The sequence below is a fragment of the Photobacterium sp. NCIMB 13483 genome (assembly GCF_003025475.1).
Lineage (GTDB): Bacteria > Pseudomonadota > Gammaproteobacteria > Enterobacterales > Vibrionaceae > Photobacterium > Photobacterium piscicola.
Genome location: NZ_PYLV01000004.1, coordinates 26,033 through 51,996, shown reverse-complemented (window position 1 = coordinate 51,996; position 25,964 = coordinate 26,033). Strand labels below are relative to the sequence as shown.

Annotated in this window: 24 protein-coding genes; 15 read left to right on the top strand and 9 right to left on the bottom strand. The window is 36.2% G+C overall.

Features of this window, described 5'->3' with window-relative positions; translation table 11 throughout:
* Together C9I86_RS05055 and C9I86_RS05050 are read right to left on the bottom strand one after the other, a co-directional pair.
* Positions 1-732 carry an HAD family hydrolase gene (locus C9I86_RS05055; protein ID WP_080157322.1) on the bottom strand — a complete coding sequence of 244 codons (732 nt, stop codon included), beginning with the start codon at positions 730-732 and terminating at the stop codon, positions 1-3.
* 148 nt (positions 733-880) lie between these two features.
* The gene (locus C9I86_RS05050; RefSeq protein ID WP_080157320.1) at positions 881-2,662 is read right to left on the bottom strand and encodes a murein L,D-transpeptidase; all 1,782 of its coding nucleotides are present in this window, start codon (positions 2,660-2,662) and stop codon (positions 881-883) included.
* 645 nt (positions 2,663-3,307) lie between these two features.
* Between C9I86_RS05050 and C9I86_RS05045 the strand changes: the two genes are divergently transcribed.
* A complete protein-coding gene (locus C9I86_RS05045; RefSeq protein WP_080157318.1) occupies positions 3,308-4,840 on the top strand; it encodes a YjjI family glycine radical enzyme in 1,533 nt (510 codons plus the stop codon).
* Positions 4,841-4,856: 16 nt separating this feature from the next.
* Entirely contained in the window at positions 4,857-5,729 is an 873-nt protein-coding gene (locus tag C9I86_RS05040; protein WP_107275813.1) for a YjjW family glycine radical enzyme activase, read from the top strand.
* Here C9I86_RS05040 and C9I86_RS05035 read toward each other — a convergent pair.
* Together C9I86_RS05035 and folE are read right to left on the bottom strand one after the other, a co-directional pair.
* A complete protein-coding gene (locus C9I86_RS05035; protein ID WP_107275812.1) occupies positions 5,720-6,655 on the bottom strand; it encodes a LysR family transcriptional regulator in 936 nt (311 codons plus the stop codon). The genes C9I86_RS05040 and C9I86_RS05035 overlap by 10 nt on opposite strands.
* A gap of 88 nt (positions 6,656-6,743) precedes the next feature.
* Positions 6,744-7,397 (bottom strand): GTP cyclohydrolase I FolE, encoded by a 654-nt coding sequence (gene folE / locus C9I86_RS05030; RefSeq protein WP_080157315.1) that lies wholly within the window; start codon positions 7,395-7,397, stop codon positions 6,744-6,746.
* Between the two features lie 310 nt (positions 7,398-7,707).
* On the opposite strand from folE, the gene moeA reads away from it, so the two are divergent.
* From moeA to C9I86_RS05015, 3 genes are read left to right on the top strand one after another with little or no spacing between them, the layout of a single operon-like run.
* On the top strand, positions 7,708-8,940 hold the full coding sequence (moeA, locus tag C9I86_RS05025; RefSeq protein ID WP_080157314.1) for a molybdopterin molybdotransferase MoeA: 1,233 nt from the start codon (positions 7,708-7,710) through the stop codon (positions 8,938-8,940).
* A gap of 47 nt (positions 8,941-8,987) precedes the next feature.
* Complete coding sequence (gene moeB / locus C9I86_RS05020) at positions 8,988-9,755, top strand: molybdopterin-synthase adenylyltransferase MoeB (protein WP_107275811.1); 768 nt, start codon at positions 8,988-8,990, stop codon at positions 9,753-9,755.
* A gap of 25 nt (positions 9,756-9,780) precedes the next feature.
* Entirely contained in the window at positions 9,781-10,020 is a 240-nt protein-coding gene (locus tag C9I86_RS05015; RefSeq protein ID WP_369925039.1) for a glutaredoxin family protein, read from the top strand.
* Between the two features lie 100 nt (positions 10,021-10,120).
* On the opposite strand, the gene C9I86_RS05010 is transcribed toward C9I86_RS05015, so the two are convergent.
* Positions 10,121-10,963: a S1 RNA-binding domain-containing protein gene (locus C9I86_RS05010; RefSeq protein WP_080157312.1), complete on the bottom strand. Its 843-nt coding sequence runs from the start codon at positions 10,961-10,963 to the stop codon at positions 10,121-10,123.
* 326 nt (positions 10,964-11,289) lie between these two features.
* Here C9I86_RS05010 and C9I86_RS05005 point away from each other — a divergent pair, with 326 nt between their 5' ends.
* Positions 11,290-12,684, top strand: coding sequence for a hypothetical protein (locus tag C9I86_RS05005; RefSeq protein ID WP_080157311.1), 1,395 nt, complete (start codon positions 11,290-11,292; stop codon positions 12,682-12,684).
* A gap of 59 nt (positions 12,685-12,743) precedes the next feature.
* Here C9I86_RS05005 and cfa read toward each other — a convergent pair whose 3' ends face one another.
* Positions 12,744-13,886: a cyclopropane fatty acyl phospholipid synthase gene (cfa, locus tag C9I86_RS05000; RefSeq protein WP_107275810.1), complete on the bottom strand. Its 1,143-nt coding sequence runs from the start codon at positions 13,884-13,886 to the stop codon at positions 12,744-12,746.
* A gap of 380 nt (positions 13,887-14,266) precedes the next feature.
* Between cfa and C9I86_RS04995 the strand changes: the two genes are divergently transcribed.
* Complete coding sequence (locus C9I86_RS04995) at positions 14,267-15,733, top strand: YdiU family protein (RefSeq protein ID WP_107275809.1); 1,467 nt, start codon at positions 14,267-14,269, stop codon at positions 15,731-15,733.
* 102 nt (positions 15,734-15,835) lie between these two features.
* Here C9I86_RS04995 and gpmA read toward each other — a convergent pair whose 3' ends face one another.
* Positions 15,836-16,528: a 2,3-diphosphoglycerate-dependent phosphoglycerate mutase gene (gpmA, locus tag C9I86_RS04990; RefSeq protein ID WP_107275808.1), complete on the bottom strand. Its 693-nt coding sequence runs from the start codon at positions 16,526-16,528 to the stop codon at positions 15,836-15,838.
* Between the two features lie 507 nt (positions 16,529-17,035).
* On the bottom strand, positions 17,036-18,223 hold the full coding sequence (metC, locus tag C9I86_RS04985) for a cystathionine beta-lyase (protein WP_107275807.1): 1,188 nt from the start codon (positions 18,221-18,223) through the stop codon (positions 17,036-17,038).
* Positions 18,224-18,389: 166 nt separating this feature from the next.
* Here metC and C9I86_RS04980 point away from each other — a divergent pair, with 166 nt between their 5' ends.
* The 3 genes from C9I86_RS04980 (at position 18,390) to C9I86_RS04970 (ending at position 20,605) form a co-directional block, all read left to right on the top strand.
* The gene (locus tag C9I86_RS04980) at positions 18,390-18,875 is read left to right on the top strand and encodes a hypothetical protein (RefSeq protein WP_107275806.1); all 486 of its coding nucleotides are present in this window, start codon (positions 18,390-18,392) and stop codon (positions 18,873-18,875) included.
* 68 nt (positions 18,876-18,943) lie between these two features.
* Entirely contained in the window at positions 18,944-19,192 is a 249-nt protein-coding gene (locus C9I86_RS04975; protein WP_107275889.1) for a hypothetical protein, read from the top strand.
* Between the two features lie 249 nt (positions 19,193-19,441).
* Positions 19,442-20,605 (top strand): lysozyme inhibitor LprI family protein, encoded by a 1,164-nt coding sequence (locus C9I86_RS04970; protein WP_107275805.1) that lies wholly within the window; start codon positions 19,442-19,444, stop codon positions 20,603-20,605.
* Between the two features lie 90 nt (positions 20,606-20,695).
* Here the strand turns inward: C9I86_RS04970 and C9I86_RS04965 are convergent, their stop codons facing one another.
* A complete protein-coding gene (locus C9I86_RS04965; RefSeq protein ID WP_080157300.1) occupies positions 20,696-21,238 on the bottom strand; it encodes a DUF3332 domain-containing protein in 543 nt (180 codons plus the stop codon).
* Positions 21,239-21,666: 428 nt separating this feature from the next.
* Here C9I86_RS04965 and C9I86_RS04960 point away from each other — a divergent pair, with 428 nt between their 5' ends.
* The 5 genes from C9I86_RS04960 to C9I86_RS04940 all read left to right on the top strand — a co-directional run bounded on the left by C9I86_RS04960 (position 21,667) and on the right by C9I86_RS04940 (position 25,962).
* Entirely contained in the window at positions 21,667-21,969 is a 303-nt protein-coding gene (locus C9I86_RS04960; protein WP_107275804.1) for a helix-turn-helix domain-containing protein, read from the top strand.
* Positions 21,970-22,147: 178 nt separating this feature from the next.
* Positions 22,148-22,459 carry a helix-turn-helix transcriptional regulator gene (locus tag C9I86_RS20380; protein WP_080157297.1) on the top strand — a complete coding sequence of 104 codons (312 nt, stop codon included), beginning with the start codon at positions 22,148-22,150 and terminating at the stop codon, positions 22,457-22,459.
* Between the two features lie 9 nt (positions 22,460-22,468).
* Complete coding sequence (locus C9I86_RS04950) at positions 22,469-23,239, top strand: EAL domain-containing protein (protein WP_107275803.1); 771 nt, start codon at positions 22,469-22,471, stop codon at positions 23,237-23,239.
* A gap of 376 nt (positions 23,240-23,615) precedes the next feature.
* Entirely contained in the window at positions 23,616-25,208 is a 1,593-nt protein-coding gene (locus C9I86_RS04945; protein WP_080157765.1) for a phosphoethanolamine transferase, read from the top strand.
* A gap of 76 nt (positions 25,209-25,284) precedes the next feature.
* Entirely contained in the window at positions 25,285-25,962 is a 678-nt protein-coding gene (locus C9I86_RS04940) for a response regulator transcription factor (protein ID WP_080157294.1), read from the top strand.
* Positions 25,963-25,964 lie beyond the last annotated feature (2 nt).

The following is a 25,964-nucleotide window of genomic DNA, read 5'->3' as shown; positions in this document are numbered from 1 at the left end:
CTAAGCAAGATGTTGTGTTATCACATTCAAGAGCTGTTGTGGCTGAGTCACAATATATGACGGTATGATTTGCGAAAGCTTGTCATGATCGCTCTTCTTGCCTGTATCAACCCACACACTAGCAATACCAGCCCCATTTGCACCTGCAATATCAGCCGCTAATGAATCTCCCATATGAAGGGTTTCACTTGGCTCACACTTCACCAGATCTAATGCTTTTTTAAAAATACTTAATGCAGGCTTCTCTTCTGGCTCTTCCCCACCAACAATAATATAGTCTACATGTTGATCCATAGCGGTAGCTGCAAGTTTAGGATACTGAGAAAAAACAGGCCCGTTAGTGATCACCACCAGCTTATAATGTTGACGAAGCGTCGCAAGCATCGCTTTAACTTCAGGAAAGAAATCAAACCCAGCCATACGACCATCATCAAACGCTGCTTGAATAGCTTTTGCTTGCTCAAAAGAAAGAGAGATCTGTTGTTGAGCAAATAGTGTTTGTACTAATGTTTGACGAAACAGTAATTCATTATCTAATAACGCCACTAATTGTGGAAATTCACTATTTAACTGTTTATAAATTCCGGCAATGTAACGTTGGCAAAAAACATCAGCATTCAATGTCGGAAATTGTGATTGAACATAGTGTGTTAATGTCGCTAAAGCTTGTTTATCTGCAACTGATGTTGCACATAACGTTTCATCCATATCTAAAAAAATAGCTTTTAACATTACGTCCCCATTGTGCCGTACATCATGACACTCTAACTATGTAGTTTTAAAAATAATAATTAAATTCTACCCTGAGTTACCAAATTGCGCACATAAAAAAGCCAGCATTCAAGTGCTGGCTTTAACAGATTACGCAATCAATAATAATTTAGTGATTCACAAAATCTTTCATTGTAATAAATTTAGCTTTAATTGGCTTAGCTTGTGGTGAGTCATAGCCATAAATATCACTACGCATTTGTAGGTGACCATCTTGATCAACCCATGCAGTTAAGTACACAAAATCAACATCAATACGCTTAGATAGGCTTACCACTTTATGTTGCTTGGTATCTAACATTGTCTTAAACGGTGCAATACTACTACGATTTTGATAATTAATTACATAATTAGCTAAATCATCAGCACGCTCAACACGTACACAACCAGAGCTTAAATCACGCTTATTACGGCTAAATAAACCATGAGCAGGCGTATCATGTAAGAAAATAGCATAATCATTTGGCATTAAGAATTTCACATTACCCAATGAGTTATGAGGACCAGGACCTTGCTGGAATTCATGAGGGAATGTTTTTGGATTTACTGTTGCCCAATCAATGCTACTTGGTGGAATAACAGTACGATCACGCCAGCTATTTAGAATTTGCATGTTATGTGCTTTCAAATAATCACGCGATATCTTCACTTTTGGAATAACATCGTTCTGTTTAATGGTGATTGGCACATTCCAATATGGATTCACAACCATGGTTGTAATCGCAGATGAGAACAAGTTTGTTGGGCGAGTATCACGACCGACGATAACTTTAGACTCAAATACTTTTTTACCGTTGTCGAACACTTCTAACTTGTAGTTCGGAATATTTACCCAGATATGTGCACGAGTATCATTATGACGGTTTAAAGCCGATAAACGTAACGTATTCAATGCAAGAACACGTGCGATATCACTATAAGGCATTACTAACTGTTTAACAGTACCAGCACCAATAACACCATCAACACTTAAGCCATGACGCTTTTGGAAAGTCTTAAGACTCTTAAACATTATACCTGTGTTTGTGACTGTTGGCTGAGCCAATAAGGTATCACGATCTGCAGCTGACATATCGCCAAGGTTATATAGAACCTGAACAATTTCATGTCCTTTTGGCAATACAGCGCCTTGACGATATACGCCTTTAAAATTTGATGCAACTAAATGATGCGGCGCTAAATTTTCAAACTTCTGAATAACCTTTATCGTTGGCTCAAAATCAACATATGTAGGGCGGTACATTGTTAATTTAGCCATCGTCATTGGATATGCGTCATCCCCCTTCGCATATTCCAACATGCTATGGGTCATATTAACGGGTTTAGATAAGAATAAAACATTACGGTGTTGAGCAATGTAATTCTGAAATGCACGATAAACATAGTAAGTATCTGTCGCTAATAAATCATAGCCACGCAGATTACCGTCTTGTTCAAGTTGCTTCATTTCAGTTAAACGCTGTGCAATACCAGGGAGCATTTTACTATCAGCAAGTACTTGAAGTTGTAATGCTAACTCATTACGCAGTGCGACTGTATTCCAAAGTGGATAAAATTTATTTTGCGCATAAGCTTGTTCAATTTGCGGAGCGAAACACACATTACTGGTTGTATCACCACATAGCATTTTCGTGCTTTGCAAATGCAGGTTATTCAATGAAGACCAATCAACACTGCCAGCAGTTAACGGTGCTTTTCGTGTATCAGTAGGCATTTTAGGCAATACTGCACTAGAACCGACAATGGGCACATTATTATTTTGTGATACAGCTGCGACATTGTGTGGAACAGCAGAGCTTACCTCAGCAGCAAAAGCACTACCGGGTACCATCAGTGACAACACTAAAAGTTTGCTAACACGCTTAGCAACAACACGTTGAGGATTAAACATCGTCAAAGCGATCCTTACCTATAAAATAGAACGAAAAATACCATACCTAGCATTACAGCTTATCTTATTGATATGCAATGACGGCAATCCATAGTTCATAAAAAAAACTAACTAGGTATATTTAGACAAATTTTGACAAATGATACAATTCAAAAAATGAAACTTTAAAAATTAATTATGCCGCATCATAATTTTTTATTTAGAAATTGCACAAAAAACATAAATAACACACTGATTAAAAAGAACTTAAAATTTATTTTTTCATTTCAACACTAAAAAAACAGTTTTTTATTAAAAGTTTTATATAACGTAAAAAAATGGATTTTTCGCTTTTCTGCTTAATATTTGTTCGATAATTAAGCTGAATTGTTATTGTGTCGATACAACATTGCCCCTTCCATCGCCTTCTATTACCCAAAAAAGCAATTACCTTTCGTTATGGTTATTATAATTGCATAACCTAACCTTCACTTTGAGCTCAATTCAATATTGGCATCTATATTTAACCACACAAACATTGATTCACTATCATCACCACGGATTTCCTTTTTAGAAAAACACCATTCCTTCTTTTTCACTTCTGGAAAAAACAAACATACGCTAGATTAGCCACATAAAACCTATGGATATAAGAAGAACATAGCAATGACATCACAAAGCAAGATCAAAAACATCATTACTGATGCAACACTTAGTGCAAAACAAAAAACATTGTTCCTGTCATTAGAAGCTGAAGCTCTTGTAGATTACATGCCTATCTCTGATTCGGTGTTAGCTGCAAAAGAAGCTGGTATTATTTGTGATATGTTTGAAGGTAATGCCCCCTTTAAGCCACGTTATGTTCTTCCTGATTACGCCAAATTTTTACAACAAGGTTCAGAATACTTAGAGCTTGAACCGGCAACGAATTTAGATGAAGCCATCAACCTGCTGACTATTATTTATCATCATGTACCTTCTGTTACCAATATTCCCGTTTACCTTGGCCAACTTGATCAAATCTTACTGCCTTTTGTTAGTGACATCAGCGAAGACGCTCTTTACCGTAAACTGAAAAACTTTTGGATAATGTTAGATCGCACCCTTCCAGATGCGTTTATGCACGTTAATATTGGCCCAACAGACAACATTGTTTGTCGTATGATTTTGAAGATTGATGCTGAGCTTAAGCAAGTCGCACCAAATTTAACCTTTATGTACGACCCCACAACCACGCCAGATAGCCTGCTACAACAAGCATGTAATAATATCTGTGAGTGCAGTAAGCCACATATCGCTAACTATCCAATGTTCTCAGATGCTTTTGGCAAACAAGGATTCGGTATTGTAAGTTGCTATAACTCTCTTCCGCTTGCGGGTGGTGCAAATACACTTGTCCGGCTTAATTTAAAAGAAGTGGCATTGCAAAGTAATAGCATTGAAGATTTTTTAGCATCGACCTTGCCTCATTATTGTGTACTAATGTTTGAACTTATTGATGCGCGTTCAACATTCTTACATCAAGAATCAAACTTCTTTACTGGCTTCTTAACCACAGAAGGTTTGATTAATGAAGATCGTTTTGCCCCTATGTTTGGTATTTATGGTATGGCAGAAGCCGTTAATATTCTGATGGAGAAATCAGGCTCAACGGCACAATATGGTCATAATGAAGATGCTAATGCCATTGGGTTAAAAATCAGTGCAACATTAAGTGACATTGTAACAACAACCCCAGTAAAATACGGTTTTAATGGTCGAGCATTATTACACTCTCAAGGTGGTATTAGTTGTGATCACGAAGTCACACCCGGCATTCGTATTCCTTACGGTACTGAACCCGACCCTGTAATGCACATTAAGGCATTAGCCGCTCATCATAAATACTATACATCGGGTATCAGTGAAATTTTAACTCTTGAAGAAACCATTAAGAACAACCCACTCGCATTAATGCAACTATGTAAAGGTGCATTAGCGTTAGGTTTCCGTGAGTTTACAGCTAACGTTGCTAGCAATGATCTTGTCCGTGTCACGGGTTACATGGTTAAGTTGTCTGATATTGCGAAATTTAAACAACAAGGCTCACGCACAAATACAACCTGGTTAGGTACTGAAGCATCAGAAAATACACATATTCTAGAGCGTCAACCTCGTGTCGTTAGTCGTGAAATGTCACCTGTTTACCCATCAAAATAAATAAAGAATACTTACTATGATTTCTGCTACCGTCAGCAAAATATTGAACTACTCATGTGTTGATGGGCCGGGTAATCGAATGGTGCTGTTTTTGCAGGGGTGTAACTACCGCTGCAAAAACTGCCATAATCCACAAACTATAGATATGTGTAATCAATGTGGTGATTGTGTACCAAATTGCCCAACGCAATCATTACAGCTCACCACACAAAACAATAAACCGTTTGTAGTATGGAATATGACAACTTGTACTGAGTGTGATGCATGCCTAACCACGTGTAATAAACAATCAACACCAAAAACACAGCAGTTAACAGTCACTGATACCTTGGCATTAATTAGAGATAATTTATTCTTTATTAATGGCATTACGGTAACGGGCGGTGAAGCAACATTACAATTACCGTATATAATTGCCCTTTTTAAAGCGATAAAATCCGATCCTAGCTTGCAACATCTTAGCTGTATGATCGACAGTAACGGTAGTTTAAGTATTACAGGGTGGCAATCAGTCTCCCCTTACCTTGATGGGGCGATGATTGATTTAAAAGCATGGAATAACACCACTCATCGGTGGTTAACTGGCCGTGATAATGACCGAGTATTGGCGAGTATTTGTTGGTTAAGTCAACATCAAAAATTATATGAGATACGCTTATTGCAGATTCCAAACGTCACCGATTACGAGCAATACATCGATGATATTGCAGGATATTTAGCAACATTAAATAATGACGTTCGTATCAAGCTTAATGCGTTTCAACATCATGGTGTCACAGGCGAATCATTAAATTGGACACCGTGTAGCCAAACCGATATTGAAACATTAGCAATGCAGCTAACCGAACGTAATATCACTAATCTAATACTGCCAACGGTTTATGTATAGCGACCAATTTTATGTCCAACGGTTGTAATTTGCTGGTACAGCCACCGTAACGCAGGATCGTTCATACTTGGCTGATACCACACTAAACTGTAACCAACTTGGCCATAATTAAATGGCAATTCTTTCATGGTCAACGATTGTGCTTGCGCTGCCACTTCTGCCCACCTCTTTGAACACGTAAACAGTAATTTAGTATTTTTACACAATGTCGCTGCTGCACCAAAATCAGCAACGTTGACCATAACTTTACGTTTTCTATGTTGCTGAATAAGCTGCATTTCAAAAAATGGTACACTGAGATCATTATCAACAATTCCAATATGATCATAATGTAAATAATCATCAATGGTCAGTGGTTGAGTCGCTAATGGGTGTTCATTAGACATTAAACACACCATTTCATCAGTAAATAAGGTTTCCCAAACTAAGTTATTATCGATATTTGGTGGCTGACTAAGATCATGAGGCAGAATAATAAAATCCAATACCCCTTTTGCTAGCCCACTAACACCAATATTATCTTTAGACCAAATATCTAATCGAATATTGGGTGCTAACTTTAATACTTGCTCACATAACGGTGCTGCAATTAACTCAAAAGTGCTTTCACGCATCGACAATGAAAAACTCCCCGCATAATGCGCAACATCAAATTGTTCTTGAGTCATGATTTGATTCATGTCATTGATCATTTGGTGCACTGTCGGCCCTAAACGACGCGCTAATGGCGTTGAAACCAACCGATTACCATTACGATAAAATAGCTCATCATTTAATGTATCTCGAAGCTGAGTGAGCGTTTTGCTAACGGAAGATGGACTAACACATAATCGATGAGCACACGCTGTCACACTGAGGGTATCTAACATAACGTGCAAGGTAATAAGGTGCTTCATGCTAATGCGTGATAGCTTAATTAAATCCATTTACTATCTCTTGAATATAAATAAAAAATGCCAGCCAACATTCATTGACTAGCATTTAAATAACAATCAGTTACAGCAAACACTGCGCTTAACGAATACCACTTAGAAATTCAGCACGGGTAGCAGGATTACGTTTAAAAATCCCGCCAAGTGCCGTCGTTGTCGTTACACTGGTTGCATCCATTACGCCGCGAGATTTAACACAGTAATGAGTTGCATCAATAGTCACGGCGACATCTTCACTTTCAAGTAGTGTTTGTAGTGCTACTAAAATTTGTTGCGTTAAACGCTCTTGCACTTGTGGGCGCTGAGAAAAGAAACGCACAATACGGTTAATCTTTGATAAACCAATAATTTTTCCACGTGGAATATAAGCAACTGTCGCTTTACCATCGATGGTAATTAAATGGTGCTCACAAGTACTGGTTAATGTAATGTCTTTTACTCGCACCATTTCATCACAGTTCATTTTATTTTCAATCACTGTGATTTTAGGGAAATTGGTGTAATCCAAACCTGAAAAAATTTCATCGACATACATTTTTGCAATACGGTGCGGTGTTTCAACCAAGCTATCATCCGTAAGATCTAACGCTAGTAGTGAAAGGATCTCACGCATATGGTATTCAATTTTTTCTTTCTTTTCTTCTCGACTTACAACATCAGCCGTCATCGGGGTTTCTAGATCACGGGCGGCTAAGGCGTCACGTACTTGTACTGCAGATACACTTAATGCTGTCATTCTTTTCCTCCAGCTGACCTAGGTAGAATAAAAAAGACATACCCTTCTGACCTTGCCAGCGCTAAAATCCTTAGCAGAATACCTCCAAATGAGAATAATTTCACCACCAAATTACCTCCTAATACCGTCTTCCAGCGTATTTTAGTATATTCAATCCCTTACAGCGGTAGTCAATAAAGGGTAAACTACCCAATAACGAGCAATCTGAACAATACTTAGTAAGAAACTGAGTAAAACATGCAACCTCAAACTGAGAATTTTTCAGACCTGCTCACTTTCATTATCACGAATAAATAAAATGGATACGATTATGGGATGCTGCGACGTACCAGGTTTAATGACTGTTGAAACTGCGTTAAATAATATTCTAACTCAAGTATCACCACTAACGACAATCACCACGATAGCATTAACTGATGCTATGGGTATGGTGCTTGCTGAAGATATTCTATCACCTATCAATGTACCGCCTTTTGCTAACTCAGCAATGGATGGCTATGCTCTTCGCGCCGCGGATCTTGAGCATACCGATACTTTAACCATGATAGGTAAATCATTTGCGGGGATCCCTTTTACTGGCACTTGTGAAGCAGGTCAATGTGTTCGTATTATGACAGGCGCTGAAATTCCAGCAGGCACTGATGTTGTTATCATGCAAGAAGAAACACATGTTGATGGCAATAGCATTCAGTTTACGATCAAGCCAAAAGCAAACGACAACATTCGCCCAGTTGGTGATGATGTTCATTTAGGTGAAACAGTATTAGTAAAAGGCACTCGCTTAACTGCACGTGAAATGCCACTGCTCGCATCATTAGGTATTGCTTCTTTTGCTGTATACCGTCGTCCTAAAGTGGCCTTTTTCTCAACTGGTGATGAATTACGCCCTGTCGGTGAAGCATTAGCAGCGGGTCAGATTTACGATAGCAACCGTTATGGTATGAAGGCTTTATTAGAGAAGTTTGGTTGTGATGTATTAGATCTTGGTATTATTCCTGACTGCCCAGAGAAACTACGTCAAGCCTTTGTAACCGCATCAACAGACGCCGATGTGGTAATTACCTCTGGCGGTGTAAGTGTCGGTGAAGCCGATTACACCAAAGACATTTTAGACCAAGAAGGCAAAATTGGTTTTTGGAAAATTGCCATGAAACCGGGCAAACCATTTGCATTTGGTACGATTAACAATGCATGGTTCTGTGGCCTTCCTGGCAACCCAGTATCTGCAATGCTGACCTTATATCAATTAGTACAACCAATGCTGGCAAAACTAGCGGGTCATAGCCAATATCAACCCCCTGTTCGTTTACAAGCTAAAGCAACTTCAATGTTTAAGAAGCGCCCAGGCCGTACTGACTTCCAACGTGGTATCTATAGCATTAATAATGGTCAATTTGAAGTAACAACAACTGGCAACCAAGGCTCTGGCGCGTTCAGTTCAATGCACCACGCTAACTGCTTTGTGGTATTAGAACAAGATCGTGGCCGAGTTGAGGCGGGCGAACTCGTTACTATTGAAATGTTTAACCACACCATGTACTAATTTGTCGTTAATATACGAATAAACAGCTAATAACGGTAATTTCACTTATGACAACAGAACAACACACCAGTGCTGAATTATCAGATGCAGAAATGCTACGCTATAACCGCCAAATTATTCTGCGCCAATTTGACTTTGAAGGCCAAGAAGCATTAAAAGCCGCTTCAATGTTAATCTTAGGTGCCGGCGGTTTAGGTTGTGCCTCATCACAATACCTTGCGGCTGCTGGCGTGGGTAAGATCACCCTTATTGATGACGATAAAGTTGAAGTTTCTAATTTACAGCGCCAAGTTTTGCATACAGATGCGACGGTCGGTATGCTTAAAGTTGAATCAGCAAAACAAGCATTAACGGCAATAAACCCTTATTTAACCGTTAAGACAATTGCAAAACGTTTAACTGATGACGAATTATTACCACTCATAAAACAACATGATTTAGTGTTGGATTGCTGTGATAACGTTGATACACGTAATCAATTAAATCGCTTATGCTTTGAGACTAAAACACCCTTAGTTTCAGGGGCTGCTATTCGCATGGAAGGCCAAATAAGTGTTTATAACTACCATGATGGTGAACCTTGCTACCAGTGCTTAAGCGCCCTCTTTGGTCAACAAACATTAACCTGCGTTGAAGCTGGCATTATGTCACCCGTTGTTGGTATTGTTGGCGCGGTACAAGCCATGGAAGCAATAAAAGTGGCCACCAATGTTGGCACGCCATTAACGGGCAAGATCTTGATGCTCGATGCTATGAGCATGAGTTGGCGTGAAATGAAATTGATGAAGCAACCAAACTGTTCTGTGTGTAGCTAATCAAATAGCGTCAAATAGCGAAGTAATGATGATGAAACGTATTACCCTGTTTACTCAGAAAAACTGTGCGCATTGTAAAGATGCTCAGCAGTATATGAAAACAAAAGGTTATCCTTTTCGTTTAGTCGATGTAGCAAGTCCACAAGGCAGAAAAGAATTAAGCCGAACAGGCGCTCGCTCTGTCCCCGTCATTAAAGTTGGGGATAGTGTACTTATGGGCTGGAATATGACTAAGTTCGAAAAGCTATTGCACGACAACGATTAATATAGCCATAACAAAAATGCATAAAAAAACCGACATTATTTACTATTTCTAGTTAAACGTCGGTTTTTTTTATGTTCACTAATATCGAAATTAGTGGTGATTAATCGTTATCATTCAGACGAATACCGTCTTTTTCGATCACAATTAAGCCTTTTTTGTATAAACCACCAATCGTTTTCTTAAACGTTGCTTTACTGGTACGGAATACACGGAAAATATCTTCAGGGCTTGATTTATCACTTACTGGAATAAAGCCACCTTTGATCTCTAAAGACGTAAGGATCTTATCCGCTAAATCGTCAACTTTGCCTAAGCCTACTTTTTGTAGTGATAAGTTAATTTTGCCATCTGGACGAATTTCTTGAATATACGCTTTTAGTTGCTTACCAATAAATAGTTTACCAAAGGCTTCTGTTTTAAAGAACAAACCCCAATGCTCACCATTAATTACCGCTTTGTAGCCAAGTTCTGTCGTTTCAGCGATAACAACTTGTACTTCTTGGCCTACTTTGTAGTTTGCAGGTGTTTTATCAAGAAAACGGTTGAACTTAGTAGAGCCAACAATACGACCTGATGCACGATCCGTGTAAACACGAACCATCACTTCTTCGCCTTCTTCTAAGCGACGACGTTGCTCACTAAATGGAATCAGTAGGTCTTTACGTAAACCCCAATCAGCAAATGCGCCAATTGTCGTTGCACCTACAATACGTAATTTAGCAAAACCACCCACTTCAACTAATGGTTCATCAGTCGTTGCAATGACTTCATCTTCAGAGTCAAAGTAAATGAAAACTTTAAGCTTGTCGCCGAGCTTAGTACCTGCTGGCACTGTGTTCTTTGGTAACAAGATATTACCGAAATCATCACCACCATTTAGGAACACACCAAAATCTACCAATTTGATAACTTCTAGAGTGTTGTATTGTCCAATTTTAATCATGTATCAGGTACTCTCTTTATAGGCAACAACACGCTTACAGTGCAGTTGGTTCAATATCTTTATCAATCAATTTTTTTGCCGCAATAATTAATTCACTATCGCTGACTAGGCAATACGTTATAATGAACGGGTTGCGCTTATGATATCGGCATTATACGTGATGTTGCGACCCTTCGCCCAACCTATCTGCAATTATTTGATGTTTTTTCATTCTATTAGCATCAATAATTGCGATTTATAAATAATGGACAAAAAAATATTCTCATATACTCTCAATGACAACCAATTTATGCCATTTAGCATTTGCCTAGGAGGGCTAATTAAAAGTGATTACTGTCGATAAAAAAGATGGGCATAAACTCAAAATATCTCATGTGATTCAAGAAACAACTAATCGACAGCTTGATATGTACATCTTTATCCCAGGAGAGCTGGGTTTAAATGCCAATATCATCTCTGAAGAAGAGTTTTATCACAATGCCATTCATGGCAAACGGACTTATTTCAGTGATATAAACCATCTGCCTTTAGTGCATAGTCGCCTTGCAAGTCGAGGCAAGTTATCTATTGAACAATATCGTTTAAGTTTAAGCCTCTATGCCTACCAATATGCATTAGCCTTGGAAAAAACAACCCAGCAATTATTAGGCGATAGTAGTGAGTCTAAACAAGAAGAAATTGAAGAAGCGGCACAATTGGCTGTTCGAATTTTAAAGCGATTACGTCGCAACATTCCAACAGATAAAAAGCTGCTCAAATATTACGAGAATATTGATAATTATTTATCTTGGTTTACAGAACAACGGCTTCTACAAATCATCGCCCATCTACCCCGTGGAGCTGAGTACAATGAAATTAAGCCACAGCTATTAGAAATCTGTCAAAAGGAATCCCAACACCGAACTGATAACAATTATAACTCAGTCAGGGCGATGCAAGATCCAACACGTATGTCGAATAAAATGCGTTTATTACGCCGTTTAATTGAATACCCTGTCACCATGAATGAAAAAACCATCGAGCTCGGTAAAAATACCCGTAAGATTGTAACGGGTGCCGCCGCGGGTATTGTGATGATTTTTGTTACTTTAATATTAATAAAAGCACGTGGTATGTTGGGTGATATTACCGCTTCTTTCATTGTTGTACTGTCATTCATTTATGCCGCACGTGAAGTGTTTAAAGATGACTTAAAAACCATGTTATGGCGATGGATGAGAAAAGGTAAAGCACGGTGGAAGAAGCAATTTTTTGATGCTAATACAGGTAATGTTATTGGACAACAACTTGAATGGTTAGAGTTTATAAACTACGACAGTTTACCCGAAATTATTCGAAAAACCCGTAAGCATAATGTCTCTCACCGTGAAGAAACCATTTTGCATTACAAAAGTACCACCAGAATGTCACCCACAAAGTTTTTAAGTGGTTACGAGCAAACGCGTGAATCTATTATTCTTGATATGCGAGCGGTTGCGACATTAATGGAAAAAGGTTCACAACGTCTTTACCAACTCAAAGATGGCCAAGTAACCAAAGAATCGGTAGAGAAAAGACATCTAATTAACTTGATCACCAAAGAAACCGACGAAGATAAAACAGTACGTATTCAACGGTGGAAGATCATTATGAGTCGTTCAAAAATTGTTGATATTGAGGCCATCATTACGCCAGAGCCTAAAAAATCAAAACCTAAACAAACACTCAATATAAAGAACTAACCTACAAAAATGCCCTCATTTTGAGGGCTTTTTTATCAGTTATGCATTCTATTCAAATCTTAGTTAGAACGTACACATAACGGTAATTCAGCACCTTTTTTCGTTAAACCAAATTGCCAGACATTAAGATCACGGCAACGAAATGCTCCTGCGCATGACAATAAATAATAACGCCACATACGATAGAATTTCTCACCGTATTGCTCTGATATTTTAGGCCAATTCTGTTCAAACTTATCGTTCCATGCGACTAATGTTTTATCATAATCAGGGCCGATATTTTGCACATCTTCAATATTAAAATAATCTTCTGCAGCAGAGCCAATCTGCGTCATTGATGGCACAACACCGTTTGGAAAAATATATTTGTTTATCCACGCGTCTGTTTCTGTTTTAGAGTTTGGGCTACCAATGGTATGTAATAAAAAGATTCCATCATCAGCAAGATAACGGTAAGCAGCGTTGAAATAATCAGGATAATTATCAGGACCTACATGTTCCATCATTCCAATAGAAACCACCCGATCATAAGGCTGCTCTGGCTCATGTAAACGATAATCTTTAAGGATGAATTTCACAGGAAGGTTTAAATCATCAGCACGTTGTTGACCTAATGCGGCTTGTTCTTTGGACAGCGTTAAACCATCACAAATAACCCCGTAATGTTCTGCAGCATAATTCATAAAACTGCCCCAACCACAACCAATATCCAATAAGCGCATACCTGGTTTAAGCCCCATTTTACGGCATACCAAGTCAAGTTTAGCCTCTTGAGCACTATCAAGATCGATTGCATCTTTCCAATACCCACAGGTATATGTCATTCGCTTATCAAGCATTGACTCAAATAAGTCATTACCTAAATCATAATGGAAAGGTACATCCTTAGTAACTCGATCAATACTTTGATGATTAAAAAGGTGTTTTACTTTTGATGCGCCAATTTTTAAACCAACAGCAAGTTTAGTTGATAAATCCAGCTTTTCATCAATACGAGCATGTAAAACGCGATTAATCATTTCATCAATCGCATTACAGCTCCACCAGCCATCCATATAGCTTTCACCAAAGCCTAATGAACCATCCGTTAATACTCGATCATATAATCGTTCATCATGAACTTGCAGATCCCAAGGGCGAGATCCATTAATAATAATATCAGCATGGGATAATAGATTTTGGAAAAACTTTTCATTTGTCATCGCGAATATTCCTTATATAACAATTTGTATGACAAATTGCCTTTAAATAAGGTTAGCGACAAGATGAATTCTTGAAAAATAAGATTTAATAAATTATTAGATGCATTATTTAAATCTAAAATTACAAAAAATATTAGCAGTCAAATCCTATAAAATAATTCCACATATAGAGAAGTGCGTTATTTATAATATATTTTCAATGAACATCATATGAATGGTTAATAAATACATGCTTATTTTGTTTTTTATTAAAAGAGCTATCAATTTTATAAAAAATAAACTCTGACATGATTATAACTAATACCCCTACTTTTCATCCCTTGTTTATTTATCATAACTCGATAAGCTTAAATAACGCCCTTTTAGCTTTAGGTATGCCCATGAAAACATTATCGACACTGACATTTGCTAATAGCTATTGTGATCTTCCTGATAATTTAGGGACACGGGTTACTCCACAGCCTTTAGATAACCCTTTTCTAGTGCATTTTAATCCACTTGTAGCAGAAAAACTTGAGCTAGCTTCCATTACCGCACTTGAGCCAACCTTTGTTGATGTATTTAGCGGTAAAGCAACATTGGCAGGATTATCACCTTTAGCAATGAAATATTGTGGGCACCAATTTGGGCAATATAATCCCGATCTTGGTGATGGACGTGGACTTCTACTTGGTGAAGTCATTACCAGTGCTGGCGCTAAGTGGGATTTACATCTAAAAGGCTCAGGCAAAACACCTTATTCTAGAATGGGAGATGGACGTGCGGTTTTACGCTCATCTATTCGTGAATACCTTGCCAGTGCCGCAATGGAAGGTCTAGGTATTGCAACAACACATGCTTTAGCCATTATAGGTAGCGAAACATCGGTTGTACGAGAAAAAATAGAAACAGCCGCCACACTGATTCGAGTTGCAGAAAGTCATCTTCGTTTTGGGCATTTTGAATACTTATTTTATAGTAACCAACATACCGAACTACAACACTTAGCGGATTATGTAATTGAACACCATTTTTCTGAATTAACCACTGCAAGCTCCCCTTATGCCGAAATGTTTAAACAGATCTGTCATCGCACTGCAACAATGATAGCAGCTTGGCAAGCAGTAGGATTTGCACATGGCGTCATGAATACTGACAATATGTCGATACTCGGACTAACATTTGATTATGGTCCATTTGGTTTTCTTGACGATTATGACCCTCATTATATTTGTAATCATTCAGATTATTCTGGCCGTTATGCTTTTGATCAACAACCTGCCATCGCCTTATGGAACTTATCGGCTTTAGGTTACGCCCTAACGCCACTTTTAGAAAAAAACGCTATAGATCATGGTTTAGAGCATTACCAACACCAGTTACAGCAGCAATATAGCCATAACATGCGTCAAAAATTAGGATTAACACTAACAGACGATGTCGATAGCATCTTATTTTCAGATCTATTTCAATTGTTACAGCACCATCATGTTGATTACACTTTATTCTTTCGAACATTGTCATATATTACGGTGACAGACTTACCTCATAGCAATCCTTTGTTCAGTGAATTATTCCAATGCACTTCAGATCTTAGAAAGTGGCTAGATCGTTATCAACAACGGGTGCGACTTGAACCTAATGATAGCCAACGTTTAGCTATTATGCAGCAACACAATCCTAAGTATATTTTACGTAATTACCTTGCCCAACAAGCCATTGAAAAAGCACAACAAGGTGATTATAAACTCATAGATCAATTAATGACGGTATTAGCCCGCCCCTTTGATGAGCATGAAGACGCAGAAATATTAGCTCAACTGCCGCCACATTGGGGTAAGCATCTTGAAATCAGTTGTTCATCATAATAACGCCAACAGTTAAATTTATGCATAAAAAAACCTCACTTCAACAATAACATGAAGTGAGGTTTTATTTTTGACATTAACTCATTAAGTACTTAGGTACTCTTATAAATAATAATATTTTATTGCTTTCAAATTGCTGTCTAATTCATAGACTAGCGGTACTCCAGTAGGAATTTCTATCTGTGTTATTTCATCATCAGCAATATCACTAAGGTGTTTCATTAACGCCCGTAAACTGTTGCCATGAGCAGCAATAAGAATATCAGCTCCGCTGTTTATTTTAGGAACAATTTCCTCGTTCCAAAATGGTATAACACGTTCATAAGTGTCTTTCAGTGATTCGCCAACAGGTAATTCGTCAATAGTAAGATTTGCATATCGCTTATCGTTACCCGGGTAATAGTAACTGGTTTTATCAACTGCTGGTGGTCGTGTATCATAGCTTCTACGCCACGTAAACACTTGTTCATCACCAAATTTTTCTGCTGTTTCAGCCTTATTTAAGCCTTGCAAATTACCATAATGGCGTTCATTTAATTGCCAGCAATGATCAACAGGCAACCATAATAAATCAAGCTCTTCTAAAACAATTGATAACGTTTTTATTGCACGGTTCAGCATTGAAGTATAACAAAAATCAAATTTAAAATTATTTTCTATTAATTTTTTACCTGCTATATGTGCTTCTGCTTCACCTTGTTCTGTTAATGGTATATTAGCCCAACCTGTAAAACGGTTCTCTTTATTCCACTGACTTTGACCATGACGGATTAAAACAATTCGAGTATTTTTCATAGCAACCTCTATATTTTTATTTTTGATATTAAGATCGGCGCTAATTATTGTTATTGGGATATATATATTAATAATCTTATTAATAGTAATTAAAAATAAAAAAACCTAGTATGAAACAACAATAAATAGTAAACAATTATTACCTTATCACGCTTTCATATGCTTCATTAGGTCATGATATTTATTAATAACGGGTTCTTAAATGCTAAATCTTATTGATAATCATTCTTATCTATGCCAAAAAAGATACCACTCTCGTTTCATCATGGCAATAGCGCCAATACTGGTAAATTCCGTAGCAAGAGCTAAAAACAGAATAAATAAGAATAGCTACCCATTGATCAATATCAAAAGTAACAATAAGAATATGATTTTAAATGAATAATAATATTTTGGAGGTAAATGAAAAATAGATAATGCAATACAAAATTTATAGCTATTGTTGCAATAGCTAAAACCAATTAAACGTCTTAACATACTGATGCTAAGACGTTTAATTTATAAAAGTTAAGCAATACGCATTAACCCTTGCGCAAGATCATCAAGCAAATCGTCACAATCTTCTAATCCTATATGAACGCGTACCAATGTACCCTCGAAATCAACCTTACCCGCAGGGCGAATACGATTAAGTTCTTCAGGTTGATTGGCTAAAATAAGAGATTCATAGCCCCCCCATGAATACGCCATACTGAAATGTTTAAAATTATCTAAAAAATCCGCAATCTGATGACTATCAAGACGTTTTTTTAACACAAAAGAGAATAAACCACAGCTACCATTAAAATCACGTAGGAAAAATTCGTGCCCCTTACAGCTAGGTAACGCGGGATGGTTAACTCGTTCAACTTGAGGGTGTTGTGCTAACCACTCTGCAATTTTAATACTACTTTCATGGTGTTGCTTTAAACGCACTCCCATCGTACGTAAGCCACGGGCTGCGACATAAGCAGTGTCAGCGTCCACCATTTGCCCCATCAGATATGATCGTTCTTGCAATTGATCCCAGCAACGGCTATTTGCAACAGCAGTACCTAACATCGCATCAGAATGGCCCACAATATATTTGGTGCCCGCTTGAACAGATATGTCTACATCATGATCAAGTGCTTTAAATAACACTCCAGCAGCCCATGTATTATCAACAATGATCACCACTTCAGGGTTAATCGCCCTAACCGCTTTAACAATAGCCGGAATATCTTGCACTTCCATGGTAATAGAACTTGGTGACTCTAAAAATACCACTTTAGTATTGGGCTGTACTTTGTCCGCAATACCAGCGCCAATGAGAGGATTATAATATGTAGTATCAACATTAAGCCCTTTTAATACCACATTGCAGAAATCTTGAGTTGGTTCATAAGCCGCGCCCGTCATTAACAAATGATCGCCCGCTTTTACAAATGCTAAAATTGAATTCGCTACAGCTGCCGCACCACAAGGATAAAGATAACACCCAGCACCACCTTCTATTTCAACCATCGCTTGTTGTAATGAAAAATGAGTTAATGTGCCTCGACGACCATAAAACAATTCACCATTAGCACGATTGATCGTGGCTTGCTTTTTATCTGCGACAGAATCAAACACTAATGAAGATGCTCGTTGAATAACGCTATTCACCGCTCCTAAACCAAATTTCTTCGATCTTCCTGCCGTAATCAGCTGAGTATTTATTTTATGACTAGACATGTTACTCCCTCAATGTGTCGTCAGTATGTTATTGAATATTCATTGTATAGCATGAATAACCGTATCTAACTAGAAACTAAAAGTTATTAATTACTACTCTTCGATCATCACAACAGAACTTTAATAATGTATATTGTTCATATTCTATATTGATGGTCATAATCCAATGAAAAAAATATATCATCTAATCCTGCTCACCATACTATTTTCTAGCCATGCTTTCGCTGAAAGTAATATCTGGTTAAATAGCAACAGTAAAAGCATTACGCCAAATGCAATAATAAAAAACAATCAAGTTTGGTTACCGACTAATGAAACTCAAACACCAAACTTTGTTATTTTTCATCAAATGGATAAAAATAAGATCATTCAAGCATTAACGAATAACCAAGGTGTTGTGATCCTTAAAAATAACCATCTTTGGATTAATGAAACGAGCACTCAACCTCCATTTGCAATCTTGCGTAATGGTAATCAAATTTGGTTACAAGATAATCATGGCACCGTTGCCAATGCAGTAATTAAACCTGATGGAACCTTATGGTTATCAACCAATAACAGTACAATTGCGAATGCTTATATTGAAGGCAATAATCAACGTCAAGATGGTTTCATTGTCGCTGCACTATTGTTATCTCAACAATTAGGCTAGTGTAATTGGTCGTTTTTTCTTAAAATACGCTATCGCAACATGTAATCACGTAAAAGAGAACAAAAATGATTAATAATGAACTAAGTGTTATCGATAGCCTTGAAGAACTAGAAGCTTTTTTGCTTTCAGTTGAAAACGGCGGTCTAGGTTTACAGGGTATCGAAGGTATCGGTATGGCAACTAACAATACTGATGGTCGTCACTTTGTTGCTGTTTTTAATAACCAACATCAGCTTATTTATGGGCGTTGGGTGAGCGATGCTGTATTTGAAAACGGTAAAGAATTAGTGAGCAAAGGCCCCCGCCGCACACATTAATTGATACGATTATCTCTCTTTGATATACAAAAACGCTTGCTCAATAATGGCAGGCGTTTTTATCAATAAAAAAAACCAATATACAATGGTTTGCAATTTTATAAGTTAATAGACTATTATCAGACAATAATATAGAAATATATTCATCTTATAAATATCGTTATCCGTTTTAATATTAAATACATTATTTTTTACCGCTACGGCAAGATAACGCCAAACATCACTTATAGAAATATTAAGGACATTATCATGCCATTATCCTCTTACAAACCATTATTATCTTTGGTGATGATGGGTAGTGCTCTTATCATTAGTTTTAACGTTAATGCTCAAGGTCTGCAATGCAATAGCCCAGCTTCTGCAATAGAAAAAACGATCTGCGCTTCCTCAGCATTAACCAAAATGAATAACCAACTTGAACAAGCGTATACACAATTAAAAAAAACACAGTCCCCTGTTGATCAAGTGGTAACAACAAATACGCAAAATCAATGGCATGAACATATAAAAAAACAATGCAACCAACAAAAATATATGGAAGGTTGTATTCAACTTAATATTCAACGCCAATTATATGATATAAAGCATAATGCAACAGCATTAATGACAGTAAGTAAAAAGTGGCAACGTTTAAATGGGTCATTACGAGAATATGCAAATAGCGTAAAAAATAATACTCAACAATGCTCAGGTATTACCCGTCGCCCTCCTAAAAATGTGACTCAATTAATTCCAAGTCAATACGTTTACGCTAAATCTTTGGTTAATGCTCAATGTGATACCGTAGTGAGAACATTCGTTGGATGCAGTGCACTTAAAAATAACCGTTGCAGTAACTGGCAGCTCAAGCTCGTTGCTTCTGATGCAAAAAATCAACATCCATATATTATTGGTACATTAGCCACCACTAGTAGAACAGGTAATAGTAGTGCTATCTTTATTCCTTATAAATTTAGTCCTAATGGTAAAAACATCATTCTAAAAGCGATGATGAGACCATCTGGTGCCGGTGGTGGTAATATTAATTATGGCTATGACGTACTTATTCATAATGATAAACAACAACTATCAACAACTACACAACATTATTTAGCACCGGCTAATGCACATTTCTATGCTAATGGTACCCGCGTTGCCTATTTAGAGAACTCCCCCTTATTACCTAACTACCCCCAACCAGGCGGTGGTTCTAATAACGGAAAACTAGTCATTAAAAATGTAAACACAGATCAAGTGTTAATGACAAAAGAGCACTCTGATACCAGCTATGCGATTAAAAATATCAACATAGCAAGTCACACAATGACAATCACTACAACCCAACATAGTTTTGGTAGTCAGTGCCCAAGAACAGAAGATTCTCTTAACTGTAGTACTCGCACTACGACCCAAGAAAAAATAACATTACCTTAATTGCCATAACTGTATTAGACATAAAAAAAACCGCATATTTGAAATAAATATGCGGTTTAAATTTAATAACTTAATTAGATAATGAATTTATTATGACGCTTGTAAATCAGCGTACTGATCAAGATCGGCAATAGTAACAGCCGTAATAAAGTTACCATCTAAATAAAAATTAACGGCATCACCTGCTTTTTCTCCACGTAATAATGTTGTTGTGCCATTATTGTGAGAAACCTGCATTTCTAAACTATTATCATCAAGCTGTTTAAACGTCGCCGCTTCAATATCACTTTGTTGAACACTAGCCAAAGGAACCGTGGTTAAAGAACGATCTAACATACTATTCAGTTTGATATATGTTTTTACTTTCATATCTGCAACGGCTGGTGATTTACCCGTAATTGGATTCTTACCCGTCCAAAACTCAATTGAGTTAAAGATAAATAAATCAGCAGCAGCTGCAATACCATATACAGGACTTAAGAGTACATATAATCCAGCACGCCCATAACGGTTATCAACAGCAGATAAGTTAGCTTTAGTCACGACCTTTGATACACCCATTTGACCAATACAGCCTGTAAGTGTTGTAGCCAATACTGTAATTACTACTGCTTTAAGTACAAATTTTTTCATTTAAAACCAACTCCGAACGTATAACTTGATGAGATCAAAAACGAGCGGATTATAGGGTTTTGAACATTGATTACGAGCAAATAAGTAATAACAAATGTTTCATTTGAAACAGCATTGTCACACTTTATAAATTCACTAATTATGCTTCATTATCACTATTTGAGAATCTAATAATTATTTTATAAAAAAAAATAAAAAAATGAACTAATTATTTAATCAAAGTGATAATAAATTCAAAATAGCTATTAGATATACATAAGTTTCCCTCACTAAATTATATTCCAATAAAGAATTAATCAATACTTAATAGCACTTTTAATAGGTGTCCTATTTTTAATACAAAAACAATTTTTAGCTATTATTTTATTTAAAAAAAACAGAAGCATATTGTAGAATACACAAATGTTCTGCTAGCTAATAACTTTAAAATGAATATAAAAATTCTTAGGCTTAGATATTCATTAAAACTGTCACAAAGTGATATGGCCTTGGCTTTAGGCATTTCTAGAAGTACCTTAGTTAGAATTGAACGTGGTGATATATCACCTAAAGCAGATATTATAAAAAAACTATCCATTTTATCAGGAAAGAACATCAGTTATTTTTATCACACGAAAGATAGACATATAGAAAAAATTCAAAATATTCTCATTGAGAAAAACGTTAGTAATGATATTTTATTATTATTAATCAAACAAATAGAAGAAGAGCTCATTAGCGACAGTTTATGATAGAAAGACATTATGATAAAAGCGTAGTTTCTGTAAAAATAATGCGAAACTTCATACAACAAAAAATATTAAATGATGATTTATCAGATATAGAACAACTTCTCGATCTATACTATTTAAAAATTAAAGAATTATCATCACTTATTGATTTAACATCTGGAGATGCCAACTAATTTACATGCATAACAATATAAAAACGGCTCGAATAGTATCAAAAATATCACAATTAGAAATGTCGGAACTGCTAAATATTTCAAGACAATCCTACATTGATATTGAAAATGGAACCCGAGTGCCACGGTCCGATATCTTATTTAATATATCTTTAATAACTAAAAAAAATATCACCTTCTTTTATAATGAGTGTCATCCAAACCAACTAGATACACTTATCTTTTTATTCCAAGGAAAAACAGATATAGAAAAAGCACACTATATTGAATTACTAGAGTTACTCATCGAACAAAACAAAAATAATCCTTTGTCTTAATGGCCAAAAATGAACAGCATTGCTACTCGAAAAGCACAAATTAAAAATGCGATTGCAATAGATAAAATACAACCGTTTATACAACCAATAGTTAATATAAACAAAAAGTTAGTTGGATTTGAAGTACTTGCTCGATGGATTGTATCTGAACACGAAATTCAATTACCCTTGAAATTTATCCCAATAATAAAAGATGATCAACCACTGTCTGAAAGTTTAACCATTAGTTTATTACAACAGCTCATTAAGCATTTTACAGTACATCAAAATAAGGAATTATTTCTATCTATAAATATTTATAGTCATAGTTTAACTATATCTGTAATTAATCTATTAACAGAATTAAATGTTTTTATTAATATTGTTATTGAAATATTAGAAAACGACGACATTAGTAATGCTAATGACTTTAAAATAATACTACATTATTTGAAAATCAAAGGTATAAAAATAGCACTTGATGATTTTGGTTGTGGTAATAATATCAATGATAGATTATTTGACTACCCTTTTGATTACGTCAAAATTGATAAAATGTTTGTCAGAAATATTGATAATGACGTTCAAAAACGAGAGTCCTTGCAGTCAATGATACAATTAATACATTACTTTAATTTACCGATCATCGCTGAAGGTGTAGAAAATGAACATGTTTTTAAAATATTAGCAACATTAGATATAGAAATGTATCAAGGATATCTATTTTCCAAACCTGTACCTCTAACTGATACGCAATATCAACAACCACTGTTAATAAATAGTAATTTAGAAAACAAATGACACTTTATTAATTACGGTGCTTTACTCTACTAAAATAGTATAATTAACAACAAAGCACCGCTAATCTTAAATACAATCTGACACACATAAAATTCCCCAAAGGCATATTGTGAGCATTTTATTTTACAGTAGCAACATCACGATCTGGTGTGCACAACATTGATTATGCATAATATATAAATAAAATCTTTAGATACTATAACCGAAAATGAGAATCACACTTAATGGAATAATATAGCATCGCTAACACACAAAATGACCTCTATTCTATGCTTTCAGTGATCATTCTTAAGTAAGCCTTAAGTTACGCTCAAGATAATAGCAGCATTCGTTATTTGACACAGAGTAAACAATGCGCAATATTTTCCACTTAAAAATGACAACTTTTATAGTATGGTTATCCCTTTATTTTTCATTATGTTTTAACTTTCCGACATTAGAAAAGATTTTCTCATTAAGTAATACAGTCTCTAATCCTGTATTTCCTTATACTGCGCCTATTGTTTTAACTGCTGCTTTTATCATCATTTTCAGCTGCTTATGTTGGCCATATATTTTTAAAGCCATCATGATTTTTTTAGTTATAACATCATCAATGGCTTTATTTGCTGAAGTCAATTACCACACCTTATTTGATAATGCAGTTATCGAAAGCATCTTCCAAACACGTTCAGATGAAGCACTATCGTATGTTAATTTGCACTCGATAACCTATATTATCGTATTTGGTTTACTACCCAGTATTTGGATCGCTTGTGTAAAAATCACTAAGCGTGAAAGTATTTTTAAAGAAATTATTGCTCGAATTATACTTATTGGCATTGCAACAACAGCACTGCTAATTATTGCTCTGACTAACTATAAAAGTTATGCCGCGGTTGGTCGTAATAATCATTATTTAAACCGTATGATCATTCCTGGTCATGTATACGCGGGCGGAAAATACTTATACAAAGAGTTTATTTACAAACCTCTACCCTACAAAAAACAAGGCTTAGATGCAAAACTACTGCCAACTAAAAACCACAAACCAACCTTATTTGTTATGGTGTTAGGCGAAACCGCACGTACTTATGATTACGCTTACAACGGCTATAAACGAGATACTAATCCTTACACTAAAAACGAAGGCATTATTTCATTTAAAAATGTTGAATCTTGCGGTACTTATACAGCACTATCTGTTCCTTGCATGTTCTCTAATTTAACGCGTGCTCACTACAATCAAGATCGCGCTTACAGCCAAGATAATGCCGTTGATATTATCCATCGCGCTGGCGCTGAAGTATTATGGATTGATAATGATGGTGGTTCAAAAGGCGTTGCAGCGAGAGTACCGTATGTAGCAACTGACACGTCACAACACAATCAATACTGTGATGGAACAAGTTGTTACGATGGCGTAATGCTAAAGAAAGCCGCTGATTTTATAAATAAAGACGATAAGAACAAATTATTAGTCTTACACTTAATTGGTAGCCATGGTCCAACGTATTTCCAACGTTATCCAAAACAGTTTGATCGATTCAAACCGTCTTGTAACCGTAGTGATATTGAAAACTGTACTGACCAAGAAATTAAAAACGTTTATGACAATACTATTCTCTACACCGACTATGTCGATGAACAAGTGATTAAATTATTGAAGAAAAACGAAGCTAAATACAATGTAGCAATGCTATATATGTCAGACCATGGTGAATCACTTGGGGAAAATGGATTCTATTTACACGGAGCACCTTTTCCAATCGCACCGAAAGAACAAAAACATGTACCATGGTTATTATGGATCCCAACTCAATATGCTCAACAAAAAGGCATTAATCTTAGTTGCTTAAGAAATAAAGAGGATATTGGCCATCTATCACATGACAATTTGTTCCATAGCCTATTAGGGCTTTATGGCGTCCAATCTAAAGTGATCAACCCCGCACTTGATATTAGCGCAAGCTGTAGAGTTCCATCTTAATCAACTAAGATAACATTATGATTTAATGTATACTTATACATCTCGTATAGGTATACATTTTCAATTTGAGTATATAATGAAGCTATTGATCATCGAAGATTCATCCGCATTACGCCGCAGTTTAGTTGTAGGATTCAATAACTTAGGCATTACAACTGATGAAGCTAGTAATGGTACTGATGGACTCAGCTTAGCACTCAATAATCCTTATGATATTATTATCTTAGATCTCATGTTGCCCGGTATCGATGGCATGGATATACTCAAGCAATTAAGAAAATCAGCGGTTCAAACGCGGATAATTATTTTATCAGCCAACAATCAGCGTCAAGATCGTATTGATGGTCTACTTCAAGGTGCTGATGACTATCTTACAAAACCATTCTCTTTTGATGAATTACATGCCAGAATCCTTGCTGTCTCCCGCCGTGGTTTAATTAATAACTTCACAAACACGATCACTATTAATGGCTTTATATTAGATTCAAATAAAATGACCCTACGTTATGAGACCACAGACATAGAATTAACACCGAATGAATTTAAAATAGTTGAATACCTTTTCAACCATAAAGATCAAGTGATGAGTACATCAATGATCAGCGATAATATTGCTAATAATTTTGATTATATCTCTAAAAATACTATTGAAGCGCACATATCAACAATACGTAAAAAAATAAAACTAAAGATGATTGATGCTACCTTTCCAATTAAAAACAAACGCGGTTTTGGCTATTATATTGAGGGATAAGT

What these genes read in the sequence shown, in the direction of transcription:
- C9I86_RS05055 (WP_080157322.1), bottom strand. Translation starts at nt 732, where the DNA reads ATGTTAAAAGCTATTTTTTTAGATATGGATGAAACGTTATGTGCAACA.
- C9I86_RS05050 (WP_080157320.1), bottom strand. Translation starts at nt 2,662, where the DNA reads ATGTTTAATCCTCAACGTGTTGTTGCTAAGCGTGTTAGCAAACTTTTA.
- C9I86_RS05045 (WP_080157318.1), top strand. Translation starts at nt 3,308, where the DNA reads ATGACATCACAAAGCAAGATCAAAAACATCATTACTGATGCAACACTT.
- C9I86_RS05040 (WP_107275813.1), top strand. Translation starts at nt 4,857, where the DNA reads ATGATTTCTGCTACCGTCAGCAAAATATTGAACTACTCATGTGTTGAT.
- C9I86_RS05035 (WP_107275812.1), bottom strand. Translation starts at nt 6,655, where the DNA reads ATGGATTTAATTAAGCTATCACGCATTAGCATGAAGCACCTTATTACC.
- folE (WP_080157315.1), bottom strand. Translation starts at nt 7,397, where the DNA reads ATGACAGCATTAAGTGTATCTGCAGTACAAGTACGTGACGCCTTAGCC.
- moeA (WP_080157314.1), top strand. Translation starts at nt 7,708, where the DNA reads ATGGGATGCTGCGACGTACCAGGTTTAATGACTGTTGAAACTGCGTTA.
- moeB (WP_107275811.1), top strand. Translation starts at nt 8,988, where the DNA reads ATGACAACAGAACAACACACCAGTGCTGAATTATCAGATGCAGAAATG.
- C9I86_RS05015 (WP_369925039.1), top strand. Translation starts at nt 9,781, where the DNA reads ATGATGATGAAACGTATTACCCTGTTTACTCAGAAAAACTGTGCGCAT.
- C9I86_RS05010 (WP_080157312.1), bottom strand. Translation starts at nt 10,963, where the DNA reads ATGATTAAAATTGGACAATACAACACTCTAGAAGTTATCAAATTGGTA.
- cfa (WP_107275810.1), bottom strand. Translation starts at nt 13,886, where the DNA reads ATGACAAATGAAAAGTTTTTCCAAAATCTATTATCCCATGCTGATATT.
- C9I86_RS04995 (WP_107275809.1), top strand. Translation starts at nt 14,267, where the DNA reads ATGAAAACATTATCGACACTGACATTTGCTAATAGCTATTGTGATCTT.
- gpmA (WP_107275808.1), bottom strand. Translation starts at nt 16,528, where the DNA reads ATGAAAAATACTCGAATTGTTTTAATCCGTCATGGTCAAAGTCAGTGG.
- metC (WP_107275807.1), bottom strand. Translation starts at nt 18,223, where the DNA reads ATGTCTAGTCATAAAATAAATACTCAGCTGATTACGGCAGGAAGATCG.
- C9I86_RS04980 (WP_107275806.1), top strand. Translation starts at nt 18,390, where the DNA reads ATGAAAAAAATATATCATCTAATCCTGCTCACCATACTATTTTCTAGC.
- C9I86_RS04970 (WP_107275805.1), top strand. Translation starts at nt 19,442, where the DNA reads ATGCCATTATCCTCTTACAAACCATTATTATCTTTGGTGATGATGGGT.
- C9I86_RS04965 (WP_080157300.1), bottom strand. Translation starts at nt 21,238, where the DNA reads ATGAAAAAATTTGTACTTAAAGCAGTAGTAATTACAGTATTGGCTACA.
- C9I86_RS04960 (WP_107275804.1), top strand. Translation starts at nt 21,667, where the DNA reads ATGAATATAAAAATTCTTAGGCTTAGATATTCATTAAAACTGTCACAA.
- C9I86_RS20380 (WP_080157297.1), top strand. Translation starts at nt 22,148, where the DNA reads ATGCATAACAATATAAAAACGGCTCGAATAGTATCAAAAATATCACAA.
- C9I86_RS04950 (WP_107275803.1), top strand. Translation starts at nt 22,469, where the DNA reads ATGAACAGCATTGCTACTCGAAAAGCACAAATTAAAAATGCGATTGCA.
- C9I86_RS04945 (WP_080157765.1), top strand. Translation starts at nt 23,616, where the DNA reads ATGACAACTTTTATAGTATGGTTATCCCTTTATTTTTCATTATGTTTT.
- C9I86_RS04940 (WP_080157294.1), top strand. Translation starts at nt 25,285, where the DNA reads ATGAAGCTATTGATCATCGAAGATTCATCCGCATTACGCCGCAGTTTA.